We start from the raw sequence: 24,508 nt of genomic DNA, 5'->3' as shown, positions 1-24,508 counted from the left end.
ACCAATCACCTGGGCCACTTCGCCCTGACCGCGCTCCTGTTCCCTGTCCTCACCGGCCGCGTCATCACCCTCGGCAGCTTCCTCACGAGGATGAAGCCGGCCGCCCTCAAGGTCGACGACCTGCAGAGCGAGAGGTCCGGCCGCTGGTCGCTCTATGCCCGTTCCAAGACCGCCACCGAGGTCTTCGGCTTCGAACTCGACCGCATGCGGAGTGCGGGAGTTACTTCGCGCCGGCGCGGATCAGGAAGGGCATGCCCGTACTCGCCGACCCGCCCGCCCACAACGAAGCCCTCGGCCGCCGCCTGTGGGAATGCTCGGAAGAATTCACCGGCATCGCCTTCAACGTCCCGGCGCTGCGTTCCCAGCCTTGACGGGGACCATGCCCGCGTCGAACATCGCGGGCTCGTTCAGGGTGCGCAGGAGAAGCCAGCCGAGGGCGGGAAGCGCGATCAGTGGCGCGAGGGCGATCTGCAGGGAGGTGGCGTCGGCGAGGGCGCCGATGAACGGGCTGGCGATGCCGCCGATGCTGACGGTCAAGCCCAGGGTGACGCCGCTGGCGGTGCCCACGCGCTGGGGCAGGTAGTCCTGGCCGAGGGTGATGTGCAGGGAGAACGGCACGTACAGTCCGGCCGACGTGAGCGCGATGAAAACGTAGAGAAGGGGCCCGGGAACGAAGATCACGCCCGCCACGGCGAAGACGCTCAGGGCATAGGACCACTGGACGACCGGTACGCGGCCGTACCGGGTGGCGAGGTGCCCGCCGGTCACGGTGCCGACCGCGCCACCGGCATACAGCACGAACAGCGCGGCCGTACCGGACAGGCTCCCTCCGCCGGTGCGCTCGCGGACGTACAGGGCGATGAACGCGCTGAGCCCGACGAAGACGATCGAGCGGCACACGATGGCGCCCGTCAGCTTCATGAACGACGCCCAGTCGTCCCGTCCGGCGGCCTGGCTCGTACGAGCGGACGCTGCGGCAGGGACCTTGACGCTCCGCAGCGCCGCAACACACAGAGCAGCGCCGGCGATGGCCGGGACGATCAGCAGCGGCGAGGCGCGCAGGCCGCCGGTGGCGATGACGGCGAAGACCATCAGGGGCGAGGTGGCGAAGCCCAGATTGCCCCCGAGGGAGAACCAGCCCATCGCGGTGTGGCTGCCCCGGCTGGCGGTACGGGCCACCCGGGCGGCTTCCGGGTGGTACGCGGCGACACCGATCCCGGACACCGCGACGACCGCCAGGGTGAAGGCATAGGAGTCGCTGACACCGGCGAACGCGACTCCGGCGCCGCCCACCAGCGTGCTCACCGGCAGCAGCCACGGCATGGCCCACTTGTCGGTGAGCGCTCCGAACAACGGCTGCACCACCGACGACAGGAGCGACGCGGCCAGAACGATTCCCGAGGCAGCCGCATAGGTGTAGGCACGTTCCGAGACGAAGAACGGCACCAGGGCGGCGACCGTTCCCTGGTAGATGTCCACGCACGCATGCCCCATGGACAGCAGCGCGATGGGCCCGGTACGTGGGGTGTTGTTCGTTGACACTTGTCCATCGTCGGCAAGCGGAGGCCTGGCGCGCTTCCGATAAAGTGCCAATGTATGCCGGATATCCGCCACACCCCCGAGGCGCCGACCCGTACCCGGTCACTGGCTCCCGGGGAGAGCATCGACCCGCATCGCCATGACGACCACCAGATCGCCTACGCGGGTTCCGGTGTCCTGGCCGTCACGACCGAGGCGGGTACCTGGTTCGCTCCGGGCACCCGGGCGATCTGGGTCCCGGCCGGATGCGTCCATGCCCACCGCGCGTACGGGCACCTGTCCGTGCATTTCGTGGGCCTGCCCCTCGACATCAACCCGCTCGACCTCGACGCTCCCACCGTCCTGGCCGTCAGCCCTCTGCTGCGCGAACTGCTCCTCGCGTACACCCGCGAGCCGCACGTCGACACGCCTGAGCGGCAACGCCTGCGCGCGGTCCTCCTCGACCAACTGCACGCCTCACCCCAGCAGGCCGTACAACTGCCTGCCCCCACCGACCCGCGCCTGGCCGCCGTCTGCGACGTCCTGCACGATGACCCTGCGGACCCGCGCACCCTGGCCGCCTTGGGTGCGACGGTCGGGGCCAGTGAACGCACACTCAGCCGCCTCTTCCGTCTGGAACTGGGCATGACGTTCCCGCAGTGGCGCACCCAACTGCGGCTCTACCACGCCCTGCGGATGCTGGCCGACGACGTACCGGTGACCACCGTCGCCCACCGCTGCGGCTGGTCCTCCACGAGCGCCTTCATCGACGTCTTCCGCCGCGCCTTCGGCTACACCCCCGGCACCCACAACCGCCGCCCCTGAGCCCTGTCGACTCGTGGCGTGTTCGCCTCCCGGCAGCCCGATGAAGGCGAACACGCCACGAGTCAACCGAGTCGCCGCGAACTTTCCGAACGCGGCCTCATGGTCAGCGCCGGCGCTCGATGAAATGGGGACCGGCGAGGGAACTGGCCAAGCCGCTCGACCAGATCGAGCCGGTTCCCGGTACGCGGGCCAGGTCGCGGATCCAGACGGCGGTGCCGGGGCGTCCCTCGCCACTCTCGGCGGTCCAGCGGCCGCCGCTGTAGTGCAGGTAGCTCTTGTCGTCGTTGACCGTGCTCACCGAGACCCACGCGCCTTGGCCACCGTCGTCGGCGAGCGTGGGGTAGTGGTAGGCCTGCGGGCTTGCCGGGATCGTCGTCGACGTCCAGCTCGTCCCGTCCCAGTGCATGAGCTCGGGCGGTGTGCCATAGCCGGTGCCCGCACGGTAGGCCCAGACGCTCGTGGCCGAGACCGGCACGATCTTGGCGATGTACGTCTGCTCCTTGAACGGATAGCGGATCGTGCTCCACTCGGTGCCGTCCCAATGCAGCATGGCCTCGGTCGGACCGGCCCCCGGAATGTCACAGGTGCAGGCGATCCAGACGTCCTTCGCCGACCGGACGGCGACGGTGGAGGCGCTGACCATCGGCACCGGAGTGCTCTGGCGCGTCCATCGGCCGTTCTTGAAGCGCAGGGCGACGGCCTTCTTCGCCAGCGAGTCGTACCCGATCGACCAGGCCGGTCCGCCGGGCGCCGCCGAGAGGATCTGCAGGTAGGTGGGCAGGGGCGATGGCTGGGTGGGGACGACCCCGGCCGGATAACCGGCCTTGCGCCACTTGGTGCCGTTCCAATGGAGTGCGGACGAGCCGTCCGCGTTCAGATAGACGCCCCAGGCGTTGCGCGGTCCGGCGGCGGCGAGGTCGACGACCTGGCCCGTGCCCGGCGGCAGCGCCTGCCGCCGCCACTGCCGACCGTTCCAGGCCAGCATGATGGGTGTCCCGCTCGTCGTCGCGTCCTCGATCCCCGCCGCCCACGCGGCCCGCGGCCCGGCAGCCGCTATCTCGGTCACCACGGAGAGGCCGTTGAGGGGCGGGGTGGGCACGTTCTCCCATTCGGGGGGTGCCGCGATGGCGGCGGAGGGCGTGAGCAGCAGGCCTGAGAAGGCGGCGGCCCAAGCGATGACGCGGAGAACTCGCTGTCTGACCATGAAGGCTCCCGGGCGGTTGGGCGATCCCTGCGGCGATCTTGCCGCCGTTTGCTGGCAAGTTGCTAGGAACTGCCTATCCCAAGATCGATCGGATAAAAAGACACGCTCGTTCATTTGGCCGGTTCGGGCCACCCGCGACACCGGCGGGTTCGATGGAGCGCACCGGCGCGGCCCGGATCTCCGCGTTCCTGGACCCCGCCCTGCTCACGGGTCGGCGGCGATGCCGCGGCGGAGAAGACCGAGGCACCGCTCGGCTTGTTCGGTGTCGACACTGGCCACTGCGATGCCGTTGGCCAGTACGAGGAGGTCGGTCACATCGAGTTCGGTATCGACGGCACCGCTCCCCTGGGCGCGCGCAAGTAGCGCGGATGCGGTCGTGCGCATCGCCGCGTGCCACTCATCGAACAGCGCCGAGCGATGGGCGTCTTGATCGCCGGGGATGGCCAGCACGAGTTCTCGTTTCGCGGCCACGTGCGCGATGAAGGCACGCAGCCACGAGAAGAGCGCTTCGCCGGACGACTCGTCCCGGAGCAGGGCCTCGCCCTGGGCGCAGAGCGTGCCCACCTCATCGGCATAGACGGCGATGATCAGCTCTCGGCGGGTCGGGAAGTGCCGGTACATCGTGGCGTTGCCGATCCCGGCACGCCGGGCGATGTCGTCGAGAGGGGCGTCGACGCCACGCTCACCGAAGACCTCCCTGGCGGCGGCCAGCAGTCGCTCGTAGTTCCGCTGGGCGTCCGCCCGGCGAGGGCGCGGCCGTCCTGAGGCCGGCACGTGGCGATCACCGGACGATGACATACCCCTCCTTGCCAACCGGGGAATTCCCCGATTAGGTTACCGGCAAGGATAACCGGGGAGTTCCCCGGTTATTTTCCGCCCGGCACGACGGAGGAGAACCCATGCCAGGTCCAGCGAAAGAAGGCGTGTCGGCCACCGGCGCGGCCGAGGTCCACCGGCACATCGTCGAACTGAGCGGTGCCGGCCGGTACGAAGCGGCGCTGGCACTCATCGATCCGGATGTCATCGACCACCGTGGAGGCGTGGCCGGAGATCACAGGGGCCTGGCGGCCTGGAAGGACAAGTGGGACAGCCTGGACGGCGCCCAGGACATCTCGGTGACGATCGAGCACAACGTCGCGTCAGGCGACTTCTCGGTCAACCGCTACACCGTCCGCGGAACGGACGCCGCCTCCGGGCGGCCCTACGAGGTCACCGGCCTCGACATGATCCGTGTACAGAACGGCAGACTCGTCGAACACTGGGCCCTGCTCGACTCGGTCGCGATGCGGCACCAACTGGGCATCGCCGACAGCGTCTGAACGGCGACCTGCCGACAGAGCCGCAGGCGGTCCCCCGTTCGCGAGAGCCGGGTTCAGTGCGGGCGGACGCCGTCGATGGCGATCGCCAGCAGGCGGTCGGCTTCGGCCGGGCCGTCGGGTTCCTGCTCGGTGGCCAGGGAGATGGCGCTGACGAGCTTCAGCAGCTGGACGATGGTGATCCCGGGGCGTACGGCGTCCGCCGCTCGGGCGCGGGTGAGGAGGTTCTCGCCCGCGCTGGTGATCACGTCGTGGCAGGTACTGCCGAGGGCCGGGTCGGCGCCGCGCATCAGCGACGCGCCCAGTCCCCGGTTCGCCACGGCATGGGCGCCGACGGCGCGGAGCCAGGTGAACAGCGCTTCTCCCGGATCGGGAGCGGACAGCAGCTGCTCGGCCTTGGCGCACAGAGCGTCCACTCGGTCCTTGAAGACCGCCTCCAGGAGTGCCTGCCGGGTGGGGAAGTGCCGGTGCAGGGTCGCCGAACCGACTCCGGCGCGGCGGGCGACCTCCTCCAGGGACGCCTCGGCGCCATGCTCGGCGATGAGCGCCCCGGCGGCGGCCACGATCCGGTCGACGTTGCGGCGGGCGTCGGCGCGCATCCGCTGCCGGGGCGGCACGGTGGCGTCCTTGGACACGAGGGCTCCTGGCGACTTGCTAAGTGGGGTGACCCTCCATATCGTAGCGGATGTTAACCGGAGGGCCACCCCACTTAGTTGGGTGGCTCCCCTTCCTCATGGACGCAAGGGGCGAGACCGTGACACCGACGAACAGGACCATCGTGGTGGTGGGAGCGACCGGCCTGCAGGGCGGTGCCGTAACGCGGCATCTGCTCGGCGACGGCTGGCAGGTGCGCGCGCTCACCCGCGACCCGAACGGGGCACAGGCCCAGGCACTGGCGCGGACCGGCGTGCAGCTCGTACAGGCGCAGATGGAGGACGTCGATTCCCTGACCGCCGCGGCCGAGGGCGCCTGGGGGCTGTTCAGCGTTCAGCCCACGGTCGGCTCGCCTGGCACCGCGCCGGACTTCACCACCGAGGACGAGGTGCGCTGGGGCGTGAACGTCGCCGAGGCCGCACAAGCCGCCGGTGTCGGGCACCTGGTGTTCACCTCGGTCGCCGGCGCGGACCGCCACCTCAGCGAGAAGGTCCCGGTGAACCTGGTCAGCAAATGGCGGATCGAACGCCACATCGCCGAACTCGGCCTGCCCGCGACGATCCTGCGGCCGGTCTCCTTCATGGAGAACTTCACCGGCGGGTACGCGCTGCAGAACGGGAACCTGTCCACCGGGCTCGCACCGGACACCGTCCAGCAGCTCATGGCCGTCGACGACGTCGGCGCCGTCACCACGCTGGCCTTCTCCCGGCCGGACGAATGGATCGGCCGCGCGGTATCTCTGGCCGCCGACGAGCTCACACCCGTCCAGGTCGCCGAGGCCATCGGGGCGGCATTGGGGATCCGGCTGCCCTACGTCCAGATCCCGATCGACACGATCCGCGCTCTCAGCGAGGACTTCGCCTACGCCAACCAATGGCTCAACGAGCGCGGCTACCGCACCGACATCCCCGCCACCCGGCGGATCCACCCTGCCGCGATGGACTTCCGCACCTGGCTGAACCGCACCGGCGCGACCCAGATCTCCACGTTCCTGGACTCCGCCCACACCCCCGAACAGAATGCATGAGCACCCGCCCCCGCACACCCGCCCGCACACCTCGTTGACTCGTGGCGTGTTCGCCTCTGGCGTCGTCCGTGAAGGCGAACACGCCACGAGTCAACGGGGAGAGCTGCGTCCGGGAACTGGGGAACGTATGTGCTCGTCAGCTCTTCAGGGCCGCCGTGAACGCCGCGAACGCGGCGCGGCTCATGACGAGGTTGGGGCCATCGGGGTCCTTGGAGTCACGCAGGGCGACCATGCCAGGGAGCCCGGCCAACTCCACACAGTGGCCACCCTGGTCGTTGCTCCGCCGGGCCTTTCGCCAGATCACAGTTCCCACCGGGTCATCGCCTTTCGTATGAAGTCGCGGGACTCGTTGACGCTCAGGCAGCGTGCCTGCATCCCTGCGAACGCGCCGACGCAGTGCAATATATCGCCCGTGTCGTTGGACGTGACGCCTCCTGTGGAAGTCTCCAAATGTAGGAGCTCTTCTCCGTTTGGTTGTGTGGCCAGGCCGAATGCTCCTGAGATACCGGCGTAGTACGCCGTGGGAGCGATCTGGAGAGTGACGTGTTCCCAGGTCGATGCCTCCAGCAAGTACTCGCACTGGGCCCGCATCACCTCGCGGCTGCCGACCTCACGCATCAGGACGCATTCCTCCAGGACGACCACGACCTTGGGAGGCGGCTTACGCGAGAGGACTTGCTGCCTTTTGAGACGCCCCTCGAGGGCCGCTTCGGAAGGCGAGAGGGCACTGGCATAGTCCTTGGTCTGCAGCAGCCCGTAGACGAACGTTGATTCGTAGGCGCGCAGTAGTGCGGCGGTCGACTCGGCTTCGGGGTAGTCGGCGAACCACTTCGGGTAGGCGGCCGTGCGGAGGAGGTCGTCCCAGGAGTCGGTCAGGGACGTTCCGGTGCCGAGGGTCGCGTCGAAGTGCTTGGCCATGTCCTCCCGGCAGCGGGTGGCGCCGGTCTCCACCTGGCCGATGTAACTGCGGCTGACGTTGGCGCGTTTCGCCAGGTCGAGGCGGGACAGGCCGGCCTGAAGGCGCAACCGGGTCAGCTCCGCGCCGAAGGCGATGGTCTTTGGGGTCGGCTTCCGCACTGCCATGACTGATCACCTCTCTGCAACCACCTGCCATGGCCGTGCCGGTGCGCGACCACTTCTCCCGAGACATTACGCGGGGTCATGGAGTCTGTGCAGTAAGTCACGGAATTTCGGGAGGGCGAGATGGTGGAGCCGCCGACGATCGTGCTGAAGGCTGTGCCTGAGGCGGTCAAAGAGGCGCGGGACTGGGTGGGACTGATCCTCGGGTCGTGGGGGTTGCAGAGCTTCATCGCCCGTACGGTCATCTGCGAGCTGGCGACCAATGCGGTCAAGCACGGGTCGGACGCGGGAGACCTCATCGTCGTACGGGCCTATCTGCAGAACGGGCGGCCCGTGGTGGAGGCATGGGACCGTTCCGACGCTCCTCCTGTCGTACGGGCGCCGGACGATCTCAGTGAGTCGGGACGAGGGCTGTTCCTTATGACGCGGATGGTCACGCGGTGGGGAACGCGGCCTCTTTCGGGTGGCGGGAAGGTGGTCTGGGCCGAACTCGAAGCCGTGCCGGCGAAGGCTTGACCGGGCAGGGAGGGGCGCTGAGACGTGGGTCACTCGGGTGGATCGAACCCGGGTGGCCGTCGGCTCGTACCTCTGTCAGTGCCCATCGTCCAGGGCCCATTCCCAGGAGGTCGAGGTGGCCGGATCCATCGATGCGCTGCTCAGGCAGAACGCGCACAGTCCGTCGTACTTCGCTCTCGCCCGCGCCGAAGGCGGGCACCAGGCCGATCTGATCGACTTCTGTATCCCGTGCAATCCCTATTTCCCGACGCCCGAGATGTTCGGGCGGCTGCGGGACACGCTGGAGACGATCCTCAAGTACTACCCGAGCGGTGCCGACACGATCACCGCCGAACTGTGCTCGACGCTGGGGCTCAATCCGCAGACGGTGGCGATGGGGAACGGGTCCACGGAGCTCATCACGTGGATCGACCATCTGCTGGTACGGGAGAGCCTGGCGACGCCGATCCCGACGTTCGGAAGGTGGACGGACCAGCCGCTGGAGACGGGAAAGCGGGTCGACATGTTCCCGCTGCCGGAGAGCAGGGATTTCGCATTCGATCCGGAGGCGTTCATCAATTTCATCCGGGAGCGCCGGTCGCGGGTGGCGGTGATCTGCAATCCGAACAACCCGGACGGCGGATATGTGCCGCGCCAGGACGTGCTGCGGATGATGGACCGGCTGATCGATCTGGATCTGGTGGTGGTGGACGAGTCGTTCATCGACTTCGTGGACGCGGAGGCCGTGACGAGCGTGGCCGATGAGGCGTCGATCCGGCCGAACGTCATCGTGCTGAAGAGCCTCGGCAAGAATTTCGGGCTGCACGGGATCAGGTTCGGATATCTGGTCGCGAATCCGGCGCTGGCGGGGACGATCAGGAAGGCGCTCCCCAAATGGAATCTCAACTCGTTCGCCGAGATCGTGGTCTTCCTGCTCAAGGAGCATCGAGCCGAATACCAGGCCAGTCTGGCCAGACTGGCGCTCGACCGGCGGTCCATGGCGCAGCAGTTGTCGTCATTGCCGGGGCTCAAGGTGTTCGCGTCCCAGGGCAATTTCATCCTGGTCAAGCTCCCGAACGACCGGGACGGGGTGCAGTTGCGCGACTATCTGCTTTCCGAGCACGGAGTCTTCGTACGGGAGTGCGGTAACAAGCTGGGAAGCACGAGCCGTTTTCTGCGGCTGGTCGTACGGCCGCCGCAGGACGTTCACCGGCTGCTGACCGGGCTGGGGGCGTTCCTGTACGGGCGGGACAAGTCCCACCTGATCACCTCGGTGCCGGAGCCGCGAGCCGGGCAGTTCGAGCAGGTGTCACCGCGACTCCAGGTCACTCCGATCGAGACGATCTACCAGACCCGGGCCAGCTGAACGGGTCGCCAGCACGCGCAGCCAGAGCAGGGCGATGACGGAGATGACGGCCAGTCCCGCCCAGTCCAGGGCCGTCATCAGATGTCCCTGGCTCGTCGTCGTCTGGGGCATGTGGCCGTGCCTCAGGATTTCCGACTGCCAGGGGCTGCCGGTCAGGAAGAGCGTGACCGCGATCGCGATGCCGTGCATCGAGTCCCAGAGGGCGTGGAGCAGCGAGACTCCGAGGTAGGCCGCGATCAGTCCGCCGGTGACGCGCCAGCGCTCGCCGGAGACGGCGAACGCGACCCCGCCGAGAATGGCCGTCCACAGGCCGTGGCCGACCGGGGCCAGCAGGCCACGCAGGACCTCGGTCTCGACCAGCGCGCCCAGGCTGAGGCCCTCGACGGTGAACAGCGCATTGAAGGCGTAACCGGCGCTCTCGAACGCGGCGAAACCGAAGCCGACCGTCGCGCCGAGCACCAGGCCGTCGCGCAGCGTACGCGGGTGGAGGTGCCGGGCCACGAAGACGAGGGCGGCCAGCTTGGCCGCCTCCTCGATCAGCCCGACGCCGACGTACATCCAGATCGAGGGACGCAGCAGGTACGCCTCCAGCAGGGCCGCGCCGAGCACGCCCAGCACTCCGCCGACGATGAACGCCCGGAACAGCAGCGGCACCGTGACCTCGCCGGACCTGCCGTGCTCGTACGCCCACACCACGAACGTGACCGGCACCAGGAAGCTCCCGAGCAGGACGACGGTCGGCACCAGGGTGGTGTTGGACGTGAGCAGCGTGACCACGACCGTGGCCGCCCACAGCGTCAACCCGATCCACAGGACCATCTGCCAGTTCTGGGACGTCCCTGCCAACTGGGACGCCCTTGCCTCGGACTTCACCATCACGGGTTCCTCCCAGGCGCCCGATACCCGGCCAGGCTCTCCTTACTCGGTGGCCTGAGCGGACCGGGCCAAGCCGAAGGTCCGTTCCGGGTCCCAGTCGGTGCTCTCGCGCAGCCGCCTGCTCATGCGCGTCCAGCCCGGCTCGGCTCCGGCCACGACCCAGGCGTCGGGTGCCCGCTCGGTGAGGCGCCTGGCCTGCCGGAGCCAGGACGCGGCCCGTTCAGGCCAGCTGACCACCGCGAGGACCTCTCCCCCGCTCGCCTCCCATGCCTGTACGAAAGCCTTGGCGGCGGCCGTGGAGGCGGCGTCCCGGCCGTGCCCGACGGCGACGGTACGGGCCGCACCGAGCAGGGCGACCAGTTCCTCGGGCGCGTGCGGTTCAGGCGGCGTCATGGAGGACCAGGCCCAGCGTGTGCCGTTCGCCGGAACGGACCGTGCTCACGCCATGCCGCATCGGCCCCTTGGACCAACCGCGCGCGGACGGCACCGGACGTTCCCGCGTGGTGAAGATCAGGCCCCGTCCCTGCTCCAGGGTCCGGGCGGTGCCGCGGGACTGCGCGCGTGGCCGCTGCTCCACCAGCAGGAACTCGCCGCCGGTGTAGTCGATGCCGGGACGGTCCAGCCCGATGACCACCTGGAGCGGGAACACCAGGTCCCCGTACAGGTCGCGGTGCAGCGCGTTCCAGTCCCCCGTCTCGTAGCGCAGCAGGATCGGTGTGGGCTTGGACTGGCCGGCGCGGTGGCACATCTCCAGCCACTCGTCCAGCGTGTCCGGCCAAGGCGCGTCCTGGCCGAGCTTGGCGGCCCAGTCCCGGGCGATGCCCAGCAGGTGCGGATAGAACGCCTCGCGCAGCCGGACGACCGGCTCGGGAAGTGGATGCCGGAAGTACCGGTAGACGCCGGAGCCGAAACGCACCCGTCTCATGTCGACGGTCGACCGGAACCTGGTCACGTCACCGAACATCTCCGCGATCTCCGTGCATTCGGCGGCCGTCAGCACCGGTGGCGTCAGCGCGCACCCGTGCTCGTTCACCTCACCGGCCAGCGCCGCCCAGTCGGCGGTGTCCACCCGCTCGGCCCATCCCGTTCGCGCCACGATCACAGCTCTCCCCAGCGTCGGCTTCGTAGGGGAAACACCGCGCGGGGGTCGTCGGTTGCACCGGGCGGAGAGGATCAGGTGACGGTGAGGCCCACCTGGTCGCCGACGTCTTCCAGGTCGGCGGCGCTGAGGACGGCTTCGACCAGGCCGGGGAAGCGGACGTCCAGCTCGGTGCGGCGGAGCTCGACGTAGCAGCGGGTGCCCTCCTGGCGGGTACGGGTGATTCCGGCGTCGCGGAGGACGCGCAGGTGGTGGCTCAGGGTCGACTTGGCGACCGGCGCGCGGAGTTCTCCCCAGCCCCGTTCGCGGCCGTCGGCCAGCACCCGGAGCAGGCCGACGCGGATCGGGTCGCCGAGGGCCCCCATCACCTCGATGAGGGTCATCTCCTCCGGTTCCGGATGCCGCGCCTGTTTCATGAGGCTCATGGTACTTTGTTCGATGTTCTACGAACATCGAACATTGGAGGCGACATGTCCGTCGAGTCGTTGCAGGGCACGGTCGCCATCGTCACGGGTGCCGGGTCGGGGATCGGGCGGGCCACGGCGGTGGCGTTCGCGCAGGCCGGCGCGTACGTCCTGGGCGTCGGCCGGCGCAAGGACGCGCTGGACGCCACCGCGGAACTGCACCCGGGCATCGCCATCCATTCCGCCGACATCACGGCCGCCGGCGCACCCGAGGCGATCGTCGACATCGCGGTGGGCCGCTGGGGCCGGCTGGACGTGCTGGTCAACAATGCCGGGGCCACGCGAGTGATGCCGCTGGGCGAGACCACCGCCGAAGGGATCGCGGGCCTGCTGGAGTTGAACGTCACCGCACCAAGCCTGCTCGCAGGGGCGGCACTGCCGCATCTGCGCGAGACGCGGGGTTCGATCGTCAACGTCTCCAGCACGTACGGCCACCGACCCCTCCCTGGCGGCGCGCACTATGCCGCGTCCAAGTCCGCACTCGAGCAGCTGACCCGCAGCTGGGCGCTGGAGCTGGCCGCGGACGGCATCCGCGTCAACGCGCTCGCCCCCGGGCCGACCGAGAGTGAGGCGCTGGCTGCCGCGGGGCTGCCCCAGGACATGCTCGACCAGATCAAGCGGGACGAGGCCGCCCGCATCCCGCTGGGGCGGCGCGGGAAGCCCGAGGAGGTCGCCACTTGGGTCGTCCGCCTCGCCGACCCTGGCAGCACCTGGCTCACCGGCCAGATCCTCACGATCGACGGCGGTCTCGAACTCACCTGACGGAGTGAGGCCGGGCGGTTGATGTGGCCCTGGCTCCAGCCTGCGCTGCGCGAAAGCCATCGGGGATAGGGGACTCCGCGTGCATCCGGCGGCACGAACCGGCGCGGCCACCGTTGCCCCCCACGGACGCCACGAACATTTGGGACGGTCCGCCCATCAGATAGGGCACGGCGAAAAACCGAGTGAGATGGGGGATCTCACGATGACACACGCAGAACTCGCAACGATCCGGCACCGCATGGTGCGTACCGCGGTCACGGCGGTGGCCGCCCTGGCCCTGCTGGTCGCGGCCGCGATCGCGGGAGCGGGCGCCGCCTCGGCGGACGGGCCCGACACGCCGCCGGGCGTCAAGGCCAAGGTCGAGGCGCTGGCCTGGCCGGTCCTGAACGAGGGCGACGCGCGCTGGGAGGTGATCCCGGTCAAGTTCCTGCTGGACGAGTACGGCTACATGGACGTGGGCTCCGGCACGCCGAACAACGTCTATGACGCGGCGATGGCCAAGGCCGTCACCGCGTACCAGAAGGACAACGACCTGTCCGAGGCGAAGAAGGTCGGGCCGGAGACCTGGGAGCACATCCGCACCGACTTCGGTGAGATCGGTCCGGGCAAGGCTCCCGTACTGAAGACCAAGGCGGTCCAGCGGGCCCTGAACGAGTACGGCAACGAACTCGTGCTCGACGGGGTGTACGGGTCCGGGACGAAGAACGCCGTGGTCGCGTTCCAGCAGGACGTCGGCATCGGCGCCGACGGCTGGGTCGGAAAGATCACGTTCCGGGCGCTCATCTGCGGAGGCGTCTGAGAGATTCCGGGGCGGCCGGCACTCTCCCGATGATGGCCTGATCCGGCATCCGAAGATGGCCTGATCGGGAATCCGAAGAAGGCGGCCCGCTCCGAAAGAGGGCCCGGCGGCACCGGCCGCCGGGCCCTCGATCTCCGACAATGAGAACTCTGACCATTTCGCGGCAGATGCCGCACTTGTTCGGCTCTTAGCGGCGCGACCGTCAATCGGCGCGCATGGCGTTTCCACGACACGGCCATGATCACTTAAAGCCTCGTGGCGCCCCGAATATCCCGGCGACGCGTGCGGGTAGTCGTTTCCTCGGCAAACGAAACGATCAGCGTTCGACATCGGAAGGGTGTTTGCTATGGGCATCCAGCTTCAGCCGCGGGGTGCGTACGGGCCGGCCCACGAGAGGCGGACCGGCCGAATGGTGCCGCAGGCCGCCACCTGCCTGCTGGCCGCGACGATGTTAGTGGCCGTTCCGGCCGGCGGGGACGCGGCCCGGGCCGATGCCCAGCCGCAGCCGCGACCGCCGTCCACGCAGCGCCAGCCAGCCGTCCACCCAGCGCGAGCCGTCGAAGCCGCAGAACAGGATCGACCCGGCTTCCCTGCGCAAGGTCCGCGCGTACAACAAGTACAAGCGCAAGCTCGCCAAGCAGGAGCAGCGCGCCAGGACCGCCATCCGCTTCGCTCGCCAGCAGATCGGCAAGCCGTACCGCTGGGGCGCCACCGGGCCCAGCGCCTACGACTGTTCCGGCCTGGTGATGAAGGCCTGGCGGCGGGCCGGGGTCAAGATCCCGCGGGTGACCCATTCCCAGTACCGCTCGGTCCGGCGGAAGGTGTCGCTGCGGTCCCTGCGGCCGGGCGACCTGATCTTCTTCAACGGCCGCCGGCATGTCGGGATGTACGTCTCGAAGAACCGCTTCGTGCACGCGCCCAACAGCGGATCGCGAATCCGGATCAACAAGATATCGCGGTACCGGAAAAGACAGTTCGCCGGGGCAGTACGGCCAGGCGCCCCGGCAGTCAAGAAGTGGCCAGACTCGATCCCGCGACTGTCCCGCCAAGTCGAGGACATGAAGAACAAGGAAAAACAGGAAGCGGCCACTGAACCCGCACCGGCGGCACCTTCCACGCAGAATCCATCCACGCAGAAACCACCGAATTTTGGGAACGACGCCCCCGCCCAGAATTCGCCCGTGACATCACCGCAGAACGTGGCTCCCCCGGGCCCATCGCAGGACCACCCCGACCCTGCTCCCCCCGGCTCCTCCGCTCCCGGCTCGGCCGGTCACGAGCAGGAGTTCCCATCGGCCGCCACGACCGGCCGTGACCCCGACGAATCGGGGTGATCCACCGGTTCCACCACAGAGCCCCAGAGCGCCGTCATGCGCTCTGGGGCTCTCTCGTTTCCTCGGGACGCGCCTCGCCACGTTCATCGACCCGGGCATGGGCGTCGGGGTCAGGGGACCTGGTGGAAGCGCGGTGCCCGGACGTGGGCCAGGCTGTCCAGCTTGTGCGTCCGCTCGTCATGCCCGATCTGGCGGAGCAGGTCGGCCACCGAGGCGTACCGGCCGTACTCGGCGGCGTACGTCCCGGGGTCGTCCTCCGACTCCAGTTCGGGGTGCTCGGCCACGAACGACATGTACTCGTGCTCGGCATGGTCCTCGAACTCGGCGTTCAGCCGGTAGCTCCTCTCGGGCCTGACCAGGAACAGCACCCACGAGACGTGGTAGTAGAAGAACGCGATCAGCCAGGGCAGCGCGCCGTGCAGCAGCCGGCCCTGCCGGACGCCGTTCCGCTGGACGAGGTCCTGCATGATCAGCAGGTGCCACTGCTCGTTGTCCTGGTCGGCGCGCGCCTCCACGATGCGGTCGAACACCCGCAGGGCCAGCGCCGAGCGGCCGTGGTGGCGGTGCAGCGCCCAGTAGCCGGTCCGTTCCCAGGCCTGGTACGGCACCCGCGCGATGATCTCCAGCATGGCGAACTTCGTGTACGAGCCCTTCCGGCCGTAGACCAGGTCGACCGGCAGGAACATCATCTTGGCCAGGACGCTGTACTTCATCCGCGGTGAGTCCAGCGTCTCCTGCTGGGCGCGGCGCAGGGCGTCGCGGCCGAGCTTGGGCGGTCCGGCGGGGGCCTCGGGCCGGACGGCGGGTGCGGGAGCGGTGGTGGGGAGCTGCGGGGCCGGCGCGGTCATCGTGGTGGTCATCTCGGGATCTCCAGTCGCATCGTGTTTCGTCGATGCCCAGATCATGCGGATGCGGCCAGGGTCCCGGCGTCCGCCTGGGGAGGGCACCTGCGCTGCGCCGTCCGATGTACGGCCCCGGGCGCGAGGAGGCGTTCCGGCGTACGGGTCATCCCCCGGTCCGACTCGGGGGCATCCCTGAGCCGGCCCGCTGTGAGCCGGCCCTTGGGAGCCACGGCTCACCCCTGGCCACTCGAGTGCCCGACAGCCCCAGGTGTCCCTCAGGTGACCACATTGCTCCCTTTTGTCACTATTGCCGCTTTTCTAGTTTCGTGTTCGGATATTTAGGTCAGTGTCCCGAGATGCGTACCGGATCCCTTTTATGGCTCCGGCCATCGCGGGGCGAGCGTCCATCCCTACGCCCGCGAACTCACATGACCGTGACGCGGCACGCAGTCTCGCGCGGCAGCGGAGGTTCGATGCGCAATCGGACAGGTCCTCAGGCAGGCACGGAGACACAGCAGACGAAGACCCAGCACACGAAGACGCAGCACAAGCGGACACAGCACACCCAGGCACAAGCGCAGCGGCAGAGGCGGATCGGCACCGAGAAGCTGGAGAGCCTCGTCCTCGGGGACGTCCTCCGGACGCAGGCCCGCGCGCACCGCACGGATCCCCTGCTCAAATTCCGGGACGGCGAGGTCAGCTACGGCGAGGTCGACGCCATGGCCGACCGGATGGCCCGCGGCCTGGCCGCGCTCGGGGTCGAACGCGGCCACCACGTCGGCGTGATGCTCCCCAACTGCGCCGACTTCGTCCATCTCATCTTCGCGCTGGCCCGGCTGGGGGCCGTGGCCGTGCCGATCAACATCGCGTACCGGGGCGAGCTGCTGCGGCACGTGCTGGCCAGCTCGCAGGCGCGCTGGCTCATCGTGGACGGCCCGTACGCCGAACGGATCCCGGCCGTGGCCGACCGGCTGCCCGATCTCGGGCTGGTGATCGTCCGCGATGGCGCCGCCGCCGGGGTACCGATGGGCGCGCTGGGCAAGCCCGCCACCGAGATGTCCGGCCTGCTGGCGCACGGCACCGGCCTGGTCGAGGGCGTCGCGGGCTTCGCCGACCTTCAGGCGATCATGTACACCTCGGGGACGACGGGCCCGTCCAAGGGCGCGATGATCCCGCACGCGCTCGCGCTGACCTGCGCGTACGACTCGCTGAACTTCCTCGACCGGTGGGGCAAGACGATCTACTGCCCGCTGCCGCTGTTCCATGCGGCGGCGCTGTGGGACGGGATGCTGTCCGCGCTGCTGGGCGGCGGGTCGATCGCGATCGTCGAGCGGTTCAGCGCGTCCCGGTTCTGGGACGACGTGCGCCGGTTCGACGCCCAGGTCACGATGAGCGTCTTCTCGATGATCCCGATCCTGCTCGGCCAGCCGCCCTCGCCGCGCGACCGGGACCATCCGATGGAGACCTTCTACATGGGCAAGTCGAGCCTGGACGAGCCGTTGCGCGAGCGCTTCGGGGTCCGCTCGGTCGAGACGTACACCAGCACCGAGGCCGGCATCGCGACCGGCAGCCCGTACGGCGAATGGCGTACGGGCTCGTGCGGTACGGCCCATGACGAGCGCTTCCATGTGGCCGTCGTGGACGAGCACGACCGTGAGGTCGGCCCCGGCGAGCCCGGCGAACTCGTGCTGCGGCCGAAGCAGCCGTTCGTCCTGACGACGGGCTATTACGGAGATTGGGAGGCCACGACCCGTTGCTTCCGGAACATGTGGTTCCACACCGGAGATCGGGTATGGCAGGACGACGACGGCTACTTCTACTTCCTGGACCGCATGAAGGACGCCATCCGGCGCCGCGGCGAGAACATCTCGGCGTTCGACCTGGAGTGCGAGATCAACATGCATCCCTCGGTGCTGGAGTCGGCGGCGATCGGGGTGCCCTCGGAGCTGGAGGACGAGGACATCAAGGTCAGCGTCGTCGTGCGGCCCGGTACCGGCCTCGATCCCGAGGAACTGGTCGCGTTCTGCGAGGAACGGCTGCCGCGCTCGATGGTCCCCCGCTATGTGGAGTTCGTCGAGGCGCTCCCCCGTACCCCCACCGACAAGGTCGCCAAGTACCGGCTGCGCGCGGAAGGCAAGAGCGGCATCACGCCGGCCACCTGGGACCGCGAACGGCCGCCCGTACCGGGGCCGGCGCCGCCCCCGGAGGCCGCGACGCTACCTGAGCCGATAGTGGACGCGCCCGTGGTGGATGCGCCCGTAGTGGATGCGCCCGTGGTGGACGCGCCGGCGCCGGACGCGCCCGAGCCGCCCGTGACCTGGGAGCGGGAGGGGACGGCGTGAACTGGGACGACACCCCCGAGGAGGCGGCGTTCCGCGAGGAGGTCCGGGCGTTCGTCCGCGACCGCTTCCCCGCCTCGTACCGTCCCGACCTCGAAGGCGAGCAGAGCCTGGAGCCCGAGGACGTGCGCGGCTACAACTGGGCCGCCGACCGCGCCGGCGAGGATCCGGAACGCCGGGACGGCGCGCGCGCATGGGCGGAGGCCCTCGCCGAGCGCGGCTGGATCGCGCCGCACTGGCCGGCCGAGTACGGCGGCGCGGGGCTGTCGGCCCTGGAGGAGTTCATCCTGCACGAGGAGCTGATGCGGGCCCGCGTCCCGACGGTGAACGGGATCGGCGCGTTCCTGCTCGGCCCGACCCTGCTCGTGCACGGCACCGACGAGCAGAAGGCCGCGCACCTGCCGGGCATCGCGCGCGGCGAGGTGACGTGGGCGCAGGGCTTCTCGGAGCCGGGCGCCGGTTCCGACCTGGCCTCGCTGCGGACCCGCGCCATCCGGGACGGCGACGAGTACGTGATCGACGGGCAGAAGGTGTGGACGTCGCTCGGACAGCACGCGGACTGGCTGTTCGTGCTCGTCCGGACCGATCCCGACGCGGAGCCGAAGCACCGCGGCATCACGTTCCTGCTGGTCGAGACGGCGGCACCGGGCGTGACCGTACGGCCGATCACCGATCTGCGCGGCGCGGCGCCGTACTGCGAGATCTTCTTCGAGGGCGTGCGGGTCCCGGCCCGCGACCGGGTCGGCGAGGAGAACCGGGGCTGGTACGTGGCGATGAGCGCGCTCGGCTTCGAGCGGGCCGGCATCGGGGCGACGATCAAGTACGAGCAGGCCCTGCACGATCTCGTCGGCTACCTGCGTTCGGAGGAGGGGCGCGGCCTCGTACGGACGGATCGCGGCGCCGCGTACCGCCGCGAGATCGCGCGCCGGCACACCGAGATCCGGGTGCTCTACAACCTGGCCCGCTACACCGTCTCCTTGCAGGCCGCGGGCGAGGAACCCGGCTTCGAGGCCTCGGTCAACCAGCTGTTCAGCGCCGAACTGCACCAGCGGATCGCCCGTACGGGAGCCAAGGCGTTCGGCCGTTCCGGCACCCTCTGGGACCGCTCCGGCGCTCCCCTGAACGCCGCGTTCACGCACATGCGGCGGGACGCGATCGCCGCCACCTTCCTCGGCGGCGCCTCCGAGATCCAGCGCAACGTCATCGCCACCCGAGGCCTGCACCTGCCCCGAAGCTAAGGAGCCCGTATGCCCATCGACCCCGACACCAAGTACGAGACCGTCGACCTGCGGATCGAGGACCGGGTGGCGTGGCTGACCCTCGACCGGCCGGACAAGCTCAACGCCCTCACCCCCACCACGATGGCGGAGCTCCGTGGCATCTTCACCGACGTCGACGATGACGAGGACGTCTGCGTGGTGGTGCTGCGCGGCGCCGGCGAGCGGGCCTTCTGCGCGGGCATGGACCTCGCCTGGTCGGAGCAGCTGACCAAGCGGGAGCGGATCGAGCAGGGCAGGCTCGGCGAGAAGACGTTCGCGATGATGGAACGGCTGTCGGTCCCGGTCATCGCGGCCGTGCACGGCTACGCGGTCGGCGGCGGGCTCGAACTGGCGCTGGCGGCCGACTTCATCGTGGCCTCGGACAACGCCAAGATGGGCCTGGTCGAGATCACCCTGTCCGCGCGGCCCCCGTACCGGCCCAAGATGACCGAGGACGGCGACCCCGACCAGCCCGAGTTCGGCGGCTCCGCCCCGGGCTGGGGCGGCGTGAAGCGGCTGCCGCAGCGGATCGGCAAGGCGCTGGCCAAGGAGCTGCTGTTCACCGGCGCGCGGATCGACGCCGAGCGCGCCATGCGCCTGGGGCTGGTGAACGACGTGTACCCGGCCGAGGAGTTCGACAAGCGGGTCGGCGAGCTGGCCGAGCGGATCGCGGCGATGAACCGCTACAACCTGCGCCTGGTCAAGGAGCTGGTCACGTACGGCTACGACTGGATCGAACCGCACCCGAGCTAGATCACCCATCCGCGTTCACTCGTGGCGTGTTCGCCCTTGTACGGCCTTGGGCAGGCGAACACGCCACGAGTCGACAGGGCAGGAATGAGGGAGAGATTCGTGCTGATCTATCGGATCGACCATGTCGGCCAGGTGACGCCCGACCTTGACGCGCAGGTCGCGCTGCTGGAGGGGCTGTTCGGGTTCACGCGCGTGCGGAGCTGGGACAGTCCGGAGGAGGGATGCCGGGGCGTCCGGCTGGAGGTGCCGGGCAGCTGGGGCCAGGCGTGGGAGGTGCTGGAGCCGGTCGGGGAGGGCTCCGCGATCCAGGCCTGGCTGGACGATCACGGCGGGCGGGCCGGGCTGCATCACATCGGTGCCGAGACGCCCGACATCGACGCCGTACGAGCCGACCTGGAGACACGCGGCATCAAGCCGACCGCCGGGGTACGGGGACGCTGGCTGGAGGCGTCGCTGTCGCCGCCCGAGCACGGCCCCGGGGTCCTGTTCCGGCTGCGCGGGCCGGGCGCACTCGGTATGTGCGGGGATGACGACGCCGTACCGGAGACGACGGAGACCCGGGACGCGCCCTCGCTGGGGATCGTCGCGCTCGACCATGTCTGCCAGGCGTTCCCGGACCGCGACGAGCTGGCCCGCTGGTATGCCGACCTGGCCGGGTTCGTCCCGATCTGGCGGACGCCGATGGACGAGCATCCCGACATGGCCGACCTGGTGCTGAACATCCCCGGCTCGGCGGTCTGCTGGGAGATCATCATGCCGCGCGGCGAGGACTCGTTCATCGAGCGGTTCTGGGACCGCAACGGCGCCGCCGCGCACCACGTCACGTTCGAGGTCGCCGACTGGGACCGCGCGATGGCCGCCTGCGCCCACCACGACACGCCCACGTTCGGCGAGAACGAGGGCAGCACCGACGGCGCCGCCTGGCGCGACGCGTTCATCCACCCCAAGCACACCGGCGGCGTCCTCGTCCAGCTCTTCTGGGAGGAGCGGCCGGGCGTGTGGGTGCGTTCCGACAAGATCCCGGCGCCATGGACCTGACCCTCACCGAGGACCAGCGGCTGATCGCCGCCACCGCCCGCGAGCTGCTGGCCTCCCGGAACGCGACCGCCGGGGCGCGGGCGATGGCGGACGACCCCACCGGCTACTCCGCCGCGCTCTGGAAGGAGATGGTCGAGCTCGGCTGGACCGGCCTGGCCCTGCCCGAGGAGTACGGCGGCGTCGGCGGCGACTTCCTGGACGTGTGCCTGCTGTTCGAGCAGCTCGGGTACGCCCTCGTACCGAGCCCCCTGCCGGCCACCGTCGCCTGCTGCGCGCTGCCGATCGCGCGCTTCGGGACCGGGGCGCAGAAGGAGGAGTGGCTCGGCGCCATCGCACGAGGCGCGGTGATGAGTCACGCGCCGCTCCCGTGGGACCGTCCCGGGGAAGGCCCGGTCGCCCGCGCGGCCGACGGCGGCGGCTTCGAGATCGACGGGACGGCCCGCTTCGTCCCGTACGCGCGCGCCGCCGAGGCCCTGCTGGTCGCGGCGGACCTCGACGGCGAGCCGCGCGCGTTCCTGGTCGATGCCCGCTCGCCCGGGATCACGCTCGAACCGGCCGGGACGGTCGGCCTGGACCGTCCGCATCACGTCCGCTTCGCCTCCGTGGCCGTACCGGACGATCACGTACTCGGCGCCGGCACGGCCGCCGTGGACGCGATCTCCGCGTACGGGGCGGCGGCGGCCTGCGCCGAGATGGTCGGCGGGGCGCAGCGCGTCCTCGACCTGACCATCGAGTACGCGACGGGACGGGAGCAGTTCGGCAAGCCCATCGGCGCGTTCCAGGCCGTCCAGCACCACTGCGCCGACATGGCGATCGACGTGCTGGGCTCCCGCTTCATCGCGTACGAGGCGATCTGGCGGCTGTCGGCCAGCCGGGAGGCGGCCGCCGAGGTGTCGATGGCCAAGGCCTGGACGAGCGAGGCGTACGAACGGGTGTGCGCGCTCGGCCACCAGGTCCACGGGGCCATCGGCTTCACCTGGGAGCACGACCTGCACCTGTTCTCCCGGCACGCGATGGCGGCGGCGCCCGCCTTCGGCGACGACGATCTCCACCTGGACCGGCTCGCCGACCGCATCGGCCTGCCCTGAGGGTCCGGCCAACGGTCCTGACCAGCGTGTTTCTTAGAATGTGAGGATGACTGCCGATCCGGAATCGGACCAGACCACGGAACAGATCATCGCCGTGTCCACCCGGCTGTTCGCCCAGCTCGGCTTCGACGGGGCCTCGATGCGGCTGATCGGCGACGCCACCGGGCTGGACGCGGCGACGGTGACCGCGCACGTCGGGAGCAAGACCGACCTCTACCGGACCGTCGTGGGCCGCGCCTTCGAGGCCGAGCGGTCGGCGGTCGCGGGCATGGTCGGCGCGTTCACGCCGACCTGGACCAGCATGTCCCGCCTGCTGGACGCCTACCTGGACTTCTACGCCGGCAGCCCGCAGATCGTCGAGCTGTGGCTGCACCGCCGGATGGGCGACGCCGCCGACATCTCCGGCCTGGAGGACGTCTACGTCCGGCCGCCGTTCCTGCAGATCGCCGAGGCACTGCGCACCGAGGCGGCGGTGGACGTGGACGTCGACTACGCCATCTGGACGATCGTCTGGCTGGTCTCGGGATTCCTGAGCACCGGCATCATGCACAGCACGCCGCCCGACCACCCGCACGGAACGCACATGCACCGCACGCCCGAGGACCTGGAGGACTTCCGCGGCTACCTGCACGAGATCATGCGGCGGATCCTGCCGCTGCCCGACTGAGGGCCGCCGCCCGGCTGAGGGCCGCCGCCCGGGTGAGCGGCTCGCCTGTCACCCGACTGCGCGGCTCACTCGCTGCCCGGCCGAGCGGCTCGCCCGCCGCCCGGCCGCGCCGCCGCGTCCGCCGCCCCTGACGGCGGCGGACGCGGACGCCCGCTACTTGCTCCAGACGATCGGGGCGTCGTCGTAACCGCCGTCGGTCTCGTCGTACTCGGCACCACTGACCGCGATGCCCGTCCGCGCGGCCTGCAGCCGGCAGGTCTCGTACGTGGCTCCGACCTTGGCGAACGCCTTGTCCGGACGGCCCCGCTCGCAGCCCTCCACCGAGCCGATCACGATGGCGCCGGTGCTGCCGCCGCCGGGCCCGACCGCGCTGAGCAGCGGTGACGCCGACCGGGACAGGTCCGATCCGCCCTTGTTCTCGACCGTGTACCGGATGTAGTACGGGTCCATCCCGTTGGCCTTGTCCTTGAACCGCTGCGCGAACACGGCCTTGTCACCGGGCTCGATCTTGGTGACCGTGATGCCGACGGTGCCGGTGACGGACCCGGACTTGACCGGGACCACCGCCTGCTGGCCCAGCTTGAGCTTGGTCCCCGGCTTGGTCGCCTCCGCCGGCGCGCCACCGCCGCCATCCTGCTCGACGGGCGCGGCCGCCGGGCTCGACGCCGCTGATGACGGCGCTGACGACGGCGCCACGGCGGCCGGTTCCTCTTCGCCGCCACAGCCGGACAGCATCCCGGCGGCGGCCACCCCGGCGATTCCCAGGGTGACGATTCGCATACGCATGGTTCCACTCCTTGCACAGCATGCCTGAGGGGTCGGCACAGAGAGCTCCAGACGGACGCCGTGCGGCTCGCGCAGCGGCACCTTGCCCCCAGGGGCGAACTTGATCTTCGATCGCTCTTCGGACGCGGGCCGGCCGCGAACGGTTGCATCCGGTACCGAGGTACGGGGTTAGCGTCGGTACATGGACCTGAACCAGGTATGCACCCTGCCTCCCGCCGAGCGCCCGCCACGGCTGGCGGAGTTCGGCGCCCTCCTCGCGGAAGCGGACGTGTCGCGGCCGTCGCCGACCCTACTCCGCCTGGTCATCGACCCGACGAGGGCCTCCCATGTAGCGGAACTGATGGTGCTGGAGACCGGCTGCTGCTCCTTCTTCACGTTCACCCTCACGGCCACGGCCGGTGGGCTGACACTGGAGATCTCCGTACCCGACCGGTATCGGGACGCCCTGAACGCCGTCGCGGGACCGGACGCCCTCTCATGACCGGGCTCCGCAGCGGGCAGGTCGCGGCGGCCGCCGGGGTGAACCCGCAGACGCTGCGCTACTACGAGCGCCGCGGCCTGCTCGCCGAGCCGGAACGCACGCTGGGCGGGCACCGGCTGTATCCGGCGGAGGCGGTGACCGTGCTCCGCGTCATCAAGACGGCCCAGCGCCTCGGGTTCACCCTCGGCGAGGTGGCCGAGCTGCTGGACACCGGCCCGGCCCGTTCCCGCAGGACTGGTCCTGACCTGCGGGAACGGGCACGCGCCAAGCTGGCCGAGGTGGAGTCCGAGATCGCCGAGCTGGCCGGGGTCGCCGCGACGCTGCGGGCCGCGCTCGCCGCAGGCTGCGACGACCTGGTCGCATGCTCACACGAGCCGCACTGCCCGATCCCGTTCCCGGACGGCGATCGTCCCCTGGACTAGGACCGCTGCCAGAT

The 24,508-nt window shown here is 69.9% G+C and carries 28 protein-coding genes; 16 read left to right on the top strand and 12 right to left on the bottom strand.

Going from position 1 to position 24,508, the window contains the following annotated elements; genetic code table 11:
• Window positions 1–339: 339 nt before the first annotated feature.
• Window positions 340–1,542 carry an MFS transporter gene (locus tag ACH34Q_RS30880; RefSeq protein ID WP_395986619.1) on the bottom strand — a complete coding sequence of 401 codons (1,203 nt, stop codon included), beginning with the start codon at window positions 1,540–1,542 and terminating at the stop codon, window positions 340–342.
• A 54-nt stretch (window positions 1,543–1,596) separates the two neighbouring features.
• Between ACH34Q_RS30880 and ACH34Q_RS30875 the strand changes: the two genes are divergently transcribed.
• Window positions 1,597–2,343 carry an AraC family transcriptional regulator gene (locus tag ACH34Q_RS30875; RefSeq protein WP_395986618.1) on the top strand — a complete coding sequence of 249 codons (747 nt, stop codon included), beginning with the start codon at window positions 1,597–1,599 and terminating at the stop codon, window positions 2,341–2,343.
• 103 nt (window positions 2,344–2,446) lie between these two features.
• Here ACH34Q_RS30875 and ACH34Q_RS30870 read toward each other — a convergent pair whose 3' ends face one another.
• A complete protein-coding gene (locus tag ACH34Q_RS30870) occupies window positions 2,447–3,547 on the bottom strand; it encodes a hypothetical protein (RefSeq protein WP_395986617.1) in 1,101 nt (366 codons plus the stop codon).
• A gap of 204 nt (window positions 3,548–3,751) precedes the next feature.
• The gene (locus tag ACH34Q_RS30865) at window positions 3,752–4,345 is read right to left on the bottom strand and encodes a TetR/AcrR family transcriptional regulator (RefSeq protein ID WP_395986616.1); all 594 of its coding nucleotides are present in this window, start codon (window positions 4,343–4,345) and stop codon (window positions 3,752–3,754) included.
• 101 nt (window positions 4,346–4,446) lie between these two features.
• Here ACH34Q_RS30865 and ACH34Q_RS30860 point away from each other — a divergent pair, with 101 nt between their 5' ends.
• Entirely contained in the window at window positions 4,447–4,866 is a 420-nt protein-coding gene (locus tag ACH34Q_RS30860; RefSeq protein ID WP_395986615.1) for an ester cyclase, read from the top strand.
• 53 nt (window positions 4,867–4,919) lie between these two features.
• On the opposite strand, the gene ACH34Q_RS30855 is transcribed toward ACH34Q_RS30860, so the two are convergent.
• Complete coding sequence (locus tag ACH34Q_RS30855) at window positions 4,920–5,498, bottom strand: TetR/AcrR family transcriptional regulator (protein WP_395986614.1); 579 nt, start codon at window positions 5,496–5,498, stop codon at window positions 4,920–4,922.
• A 119-nt stretch (window positions 5,499–5,617) separates the two neighbouring features.
• Here ACH34Q_RS30855 and ACH34Q_RS30850 point away from each other — a divergent pair, with 119 nt between their 5' ends.
• The gene (locus ACH34Q_RS30850; protein ID WP_395986613.1) at window positions 5,618–6,544 is read left to right on the top strand and encodes an NmrA/HSCARG family protein; all 927 of its coding nucleotides are present in this window, start codon (window positions 5,618–5,620) and stop codon (window positions 6,542–6,544) included.
• 136 nt (window positions 6,545–6,680) lie between these two features.
• Here the strand turns inward: ACH34Q_RS30850 and ACH34Q_RS30845 are convergent, their stop codons facing one another.
• Both ACH34Q_RS30845 and ACH34Q_RS30840 read right to left on the bottom strand, forming a co-directional pair.
• A complete protein-coding gene (locus ACH34Q_RS30845) occupies window positions 6,681–6,848 on the bottom strand; it encodes a DUF397 domain-containing protein (protein ID WP_395986662.1) in 168 nt (55 codons plus the stop codon).
• On the bottom strand, window positions 6,845–7,627 hold the full coding sequence (locus ACH34Q_RS30840) for a helix-turn-helix domain-containing protein (RefSeq protein ID WP_395986612.1): 783 nt from the start codon (window positions 7,625–7,627) through the stop codon (window positions 6,845–6,847). Before ACH34Q_RS30840 ends, ACH34Q_RS30845 begins: the two co-directional genes overlap by 4 nt.
• Window positions 7,628–7,747: 120 nt before the next feature.
• Between ACH34Q_RS30840 and ACH34Q_RS30835 the strand changes: the two genes are divergently transcribed.
• Window positions 7,748–8,140 (top strand): ATP-binding protein, encoded by a 393-nt coding sequence (locus tag ACH34Q_RS30835; protein WP_395986611.1) that lies wholly within the window; start codon window positions 7,748–7,750, stop codon window positions 8,138–8,140.
• 115 nt (window positions 8,141–8,255) lie between these two features.
• Window positions 8,256–9,485: a pyridoxal phosphate-dependent aminotransferase gene (locus ACH34Q_RS30830; protein ID WP_395986610.1), complete on the top strand. Its 1,230-nt coding sequence runs from the start codon at window positions 8,256–8,258 to the stop codon at window positions 9,483–9,485.
• Here ACH34Q_RS30830 and ACH34Q_RS30825 read toward each other — a convergent pair.
• The 4 genes from ACH34Q_RS30825 to ACH34Q_RS30810 form a co-directional block, all read right to left on the bottom strand.
• A complete protein-coding gene (locus tag ACH34Q_RS30825) occupies window positions 9,429–10,361 on the bottom strand; it encodes a PrsW family intramembrane metalloprotease (RefSeq protein ID WP_395986609.1) in 933 nt (310 codons plus the stop codon). The two genes, ACH34Q_RS30830 and ACH34Q_RS30825, sit on opposite strands and share 57 nt — an antisense overlap.
• A 42-nt stretch (window positions 10,362–10,403) precedes the next feature.
• The gene (locus tag ACH34Q_RS30820) at window positions 10,404–10,754 is read right to left on the bottom strand and encodes a hypothetical protein (protein ID WP_395986608.1); all 351 of its coding nucleotides are present in this window, start codon (window positions 10,752–10,754) and stop codon (window positions 10,404–10,406) included.
• Window positions 10,741–11,457, bottom strand: a complete 717-nt coding sequence (locus tag ACH34Q_RS30815) for a 2OG-Fe(II) oxygenase (RefSeq protein ID WP_395986607.1) — start codon at window positions 11,455–11,457, stop codon at window positions 10,741–10,743. Before ACH34Q_RS30815 ends, ACH34Q_RS30820 begins: the two co-directional genes overlap by 14 nt.
• A 77-nt stretch (window positions 11,458–11,534) precedes the next feature.
• Window positions 11,535–11,876 (bottom strand): ArsR/SmtB family transcription factor, encoded by a 342-nt coding sequence (locus ACH34Q_RS30810; RefSeq protein WP_395986606.1) that lies wholly within the window; start codon window positions 11,874–11,876, stop codon window positions 11,535–11,537.
• A gap of 54 nt (window positions 11,877–11,930) precedes the next feature.
• Between ACH34Q_RS30810 and ACH34Q_RS30805 the strand changes: the two genes are divergently transcribed.
• The 3 genes from ACH34Q_RS30805 to ACH34Q_RS30795 all read left to right on the top strand — a co-directional run bounded on the left by ACH34Q_RS30805 (window position 11,931) and on the right by ACH34Q_RS30795 (window position 14,819).
• Window positions 11,931–12,686 (top strand): SDR family NAD(P)-dependent oxidoreductase, encoded by a 756-nt coding sequence (locus tag ACH34Q_RS30805; RefSeq protein ID WP_395986605.1) that lies wholly within the window; start codon window positions 11,931–11,933, stop codon window positions 12,684–12,686.
• A 202-nt stretch (window positions 12,687–12,888) separates the two neighbouring features.
• Window positions 12,889–13,485 carry a peptidoglycan-binding protein gene (locus ACH34Q_RS30800; RefSeq protein ID WP_395986604.1) on the top strand — a complete coding sequence of 199 codons (597 nt, stop codon included), beginning with the start codon at window positions 12,889–12,891 and terminating at the stop codon, window positions 13,483–13,485.
• A 491-nt stretch (window positions 13,486–13,976) separates the two neighbouring features.
• Window positions 13,977–14,819 (top strand): C40 family peptidase, encoded by an 843-nt coding sequence (locus tag ACH34Q_RS30795; protein WP_395986603.1) that lies wholly within the window; start codon window positions 13,977–13,979, stop codon window positions 14,817–14,819.
• Between the two features lie 110 nt (window positions 14,820–14,929).
• Here the strand turns inward: ACH34Q_RS30795 and ACH34Q_RS30790 are convergent, their stop codons facing one another.
• Window positions 14,930–15,679, bottom strand: a complete 750-nt coding sequence (locus tag ACH34Q_RS30790) for an alternative oxidase (RefSeq protein WP_395986602.1) — start codon at window positions 15,677–15,679, stop codon at window positions 14,930–14,932.
• 455 nt (window positions 15,680–16,134) lie between these two features.
• Here ACH34Q_RS30790 and ACH34Q_RS30785 point away from each other — a divergent pair, with 455 nt between their 5' ends.
• The 6 genes from ACH34Q_RS30785 (at window position 16,135) to ACH34Q_RS30760 (ending at window position 22,805) form a co-directional block, all read left to right on the top strand.
• Window positions 16,135–18,003, top strand: a complete 1,869-nt coding sequence (locus tag ACH34Q_RS30785; RefSeq protein ID WP_395986601.1) for an AMP-binding protein — start codon at window positions 16,135–16,137, stop codon at window positions 18,001–18,003.
• Window positions 18,000–19,238 carry an acyl-CoA dehydrogenase family protein gene (locus ACH34Q_RS30780; protein ID WP_395986600.1) on the top strand — a complete coding sequence of 413 codons (1,239 nt, stop codon included), beginning with the start codon at window positions 18,000–18,002 and terminating at the stop codon, window positions 19,236–19,238. The genes ACH34Q_RS30785 and ACH34Q_RS30780 overlap by 4 nt, the downstream gene beginning before the upstream one ends.
• Before the next feature lie 9 nt (window positions 19,239–19,247).
• On the top strand, window positions 19,248–20,012 hold the full coding sequence (locus ACH34Q_RS30775; protein WP_395986599.1) for an enoyl-CoA hydratase/isomerase family protein: 765 nt from the start codon (window positions 19,248–19,250) through the stop codon (window positions 20,010–20,012).
• Window positions 20,013–20,111: 99 nt separating this feature from the next.
• Window positions 20,112–21,050 (top strand): VOC family protein, encoded by a 939-nt coding sequence (locus tag ACH34Q_RS30770; RefSeq protein WP_395986598.1) that lies wholly within the window; start codon window positions 20,112–20,114, stop codon window positions 21,048–21,050.
• Complete coding sequence (locus tag ACH34Q_RS30765; protein ID WP_395986597.1) at window positions 21,011–22,138, top strand: acyl-CoA dehydrogenase family protein; 1,128 nt, start codon at window positions 21,011–21,013, stop codon at window positions 22,136–22,138. The genes ACH34Q_RS30770 and ACH34Q_RS30765 overlap by 40 nt, the downstream gene beginning before the upstream one ends.
• 46 nt (window positions 22,139–22,184) lie before the next feature.
• Window positions 22,185–22,805 carry a TetR/AcrR family transcriptional regulator gene (locus ACH34Q_RS30760; protein ID WP_395986596.1) on the top strand — a complete coding sequence of 207 codons (621 nt, stop codon included), beginning with the start codon at window positions 22,185–22,187 and terminating at the stop codon, window positions 22,803–22,805.
• Between the two features lie 153 nt (window positions 22,806–22,958).
• Here ACH34Q_RS30760 and ACH34Q_RS30755 read toward each other — a convergent pair whose 3' ends face one another.
• The gene (locus tag ACH34Q_RS30755) at window positions 22,959–23,591 is read right to left on the bottom strand and encodes a hypothetical protein (protein WP_395986595.1); all 633 of its coding nucleotides are present in this window, start codon (window positions 23,589–23,591) and stop codon (window positions 22,959–22,961) included.
• A gap of 181 nt (window positions 23,592–23,772) precedes the next feature.
• Here ACH34Q_RS30755 and ACH34Q_RS30750 point away from each other — a divergent pair, with 181 nt between their 5' ends.
• Together ACH34Q_RS30750 and ACH34Q_RS30745 are read left to right on the top strand one after the other, a co-directional pair.
• On the top strand, window positions 23,773–24,072 hold the full coding sequence (locus ACH34Q_RS30750; protein ID WP_395986594.1) for a hypothetical protein: 300 nt from the start codon (window positions 23,773–23,775) through the stop codon (window positions 24,070–24,072).
• Window positions 24,069–24,494: a MerR family transcriptional regulator gene (locus ACH34Q_RS30745; protein WP_395986593.1), complete on the top strand. Its 426-nt coding sequence runs from the start codon at window positions 24,069–24,071 to the stop codon at window positions 24,492–24,494. The genes ACH34Q_RS30750 and ACH34Q_RS30745 overlap by 4 nt, the downstream gene beginning before the upstream one ends.
• The last annotated feature ends 14 nt before the right edge of the window (window positions 24,495–24,508 follow it).

The organism is Actinomadura sp. 9N407 (assembly GCF_044326315.1).
Taxonomy (GTDB): Bacteria; Actinomycetota; Actinomycetes; order Streptosporangiales; family Streptosporangiaceae; genus Spirillospora.
The sequence above is the reverse complement of the archived record's forward strand: the minus strand, read 5'-3'. Positions and strand labels throughout refer to the sequence as shown.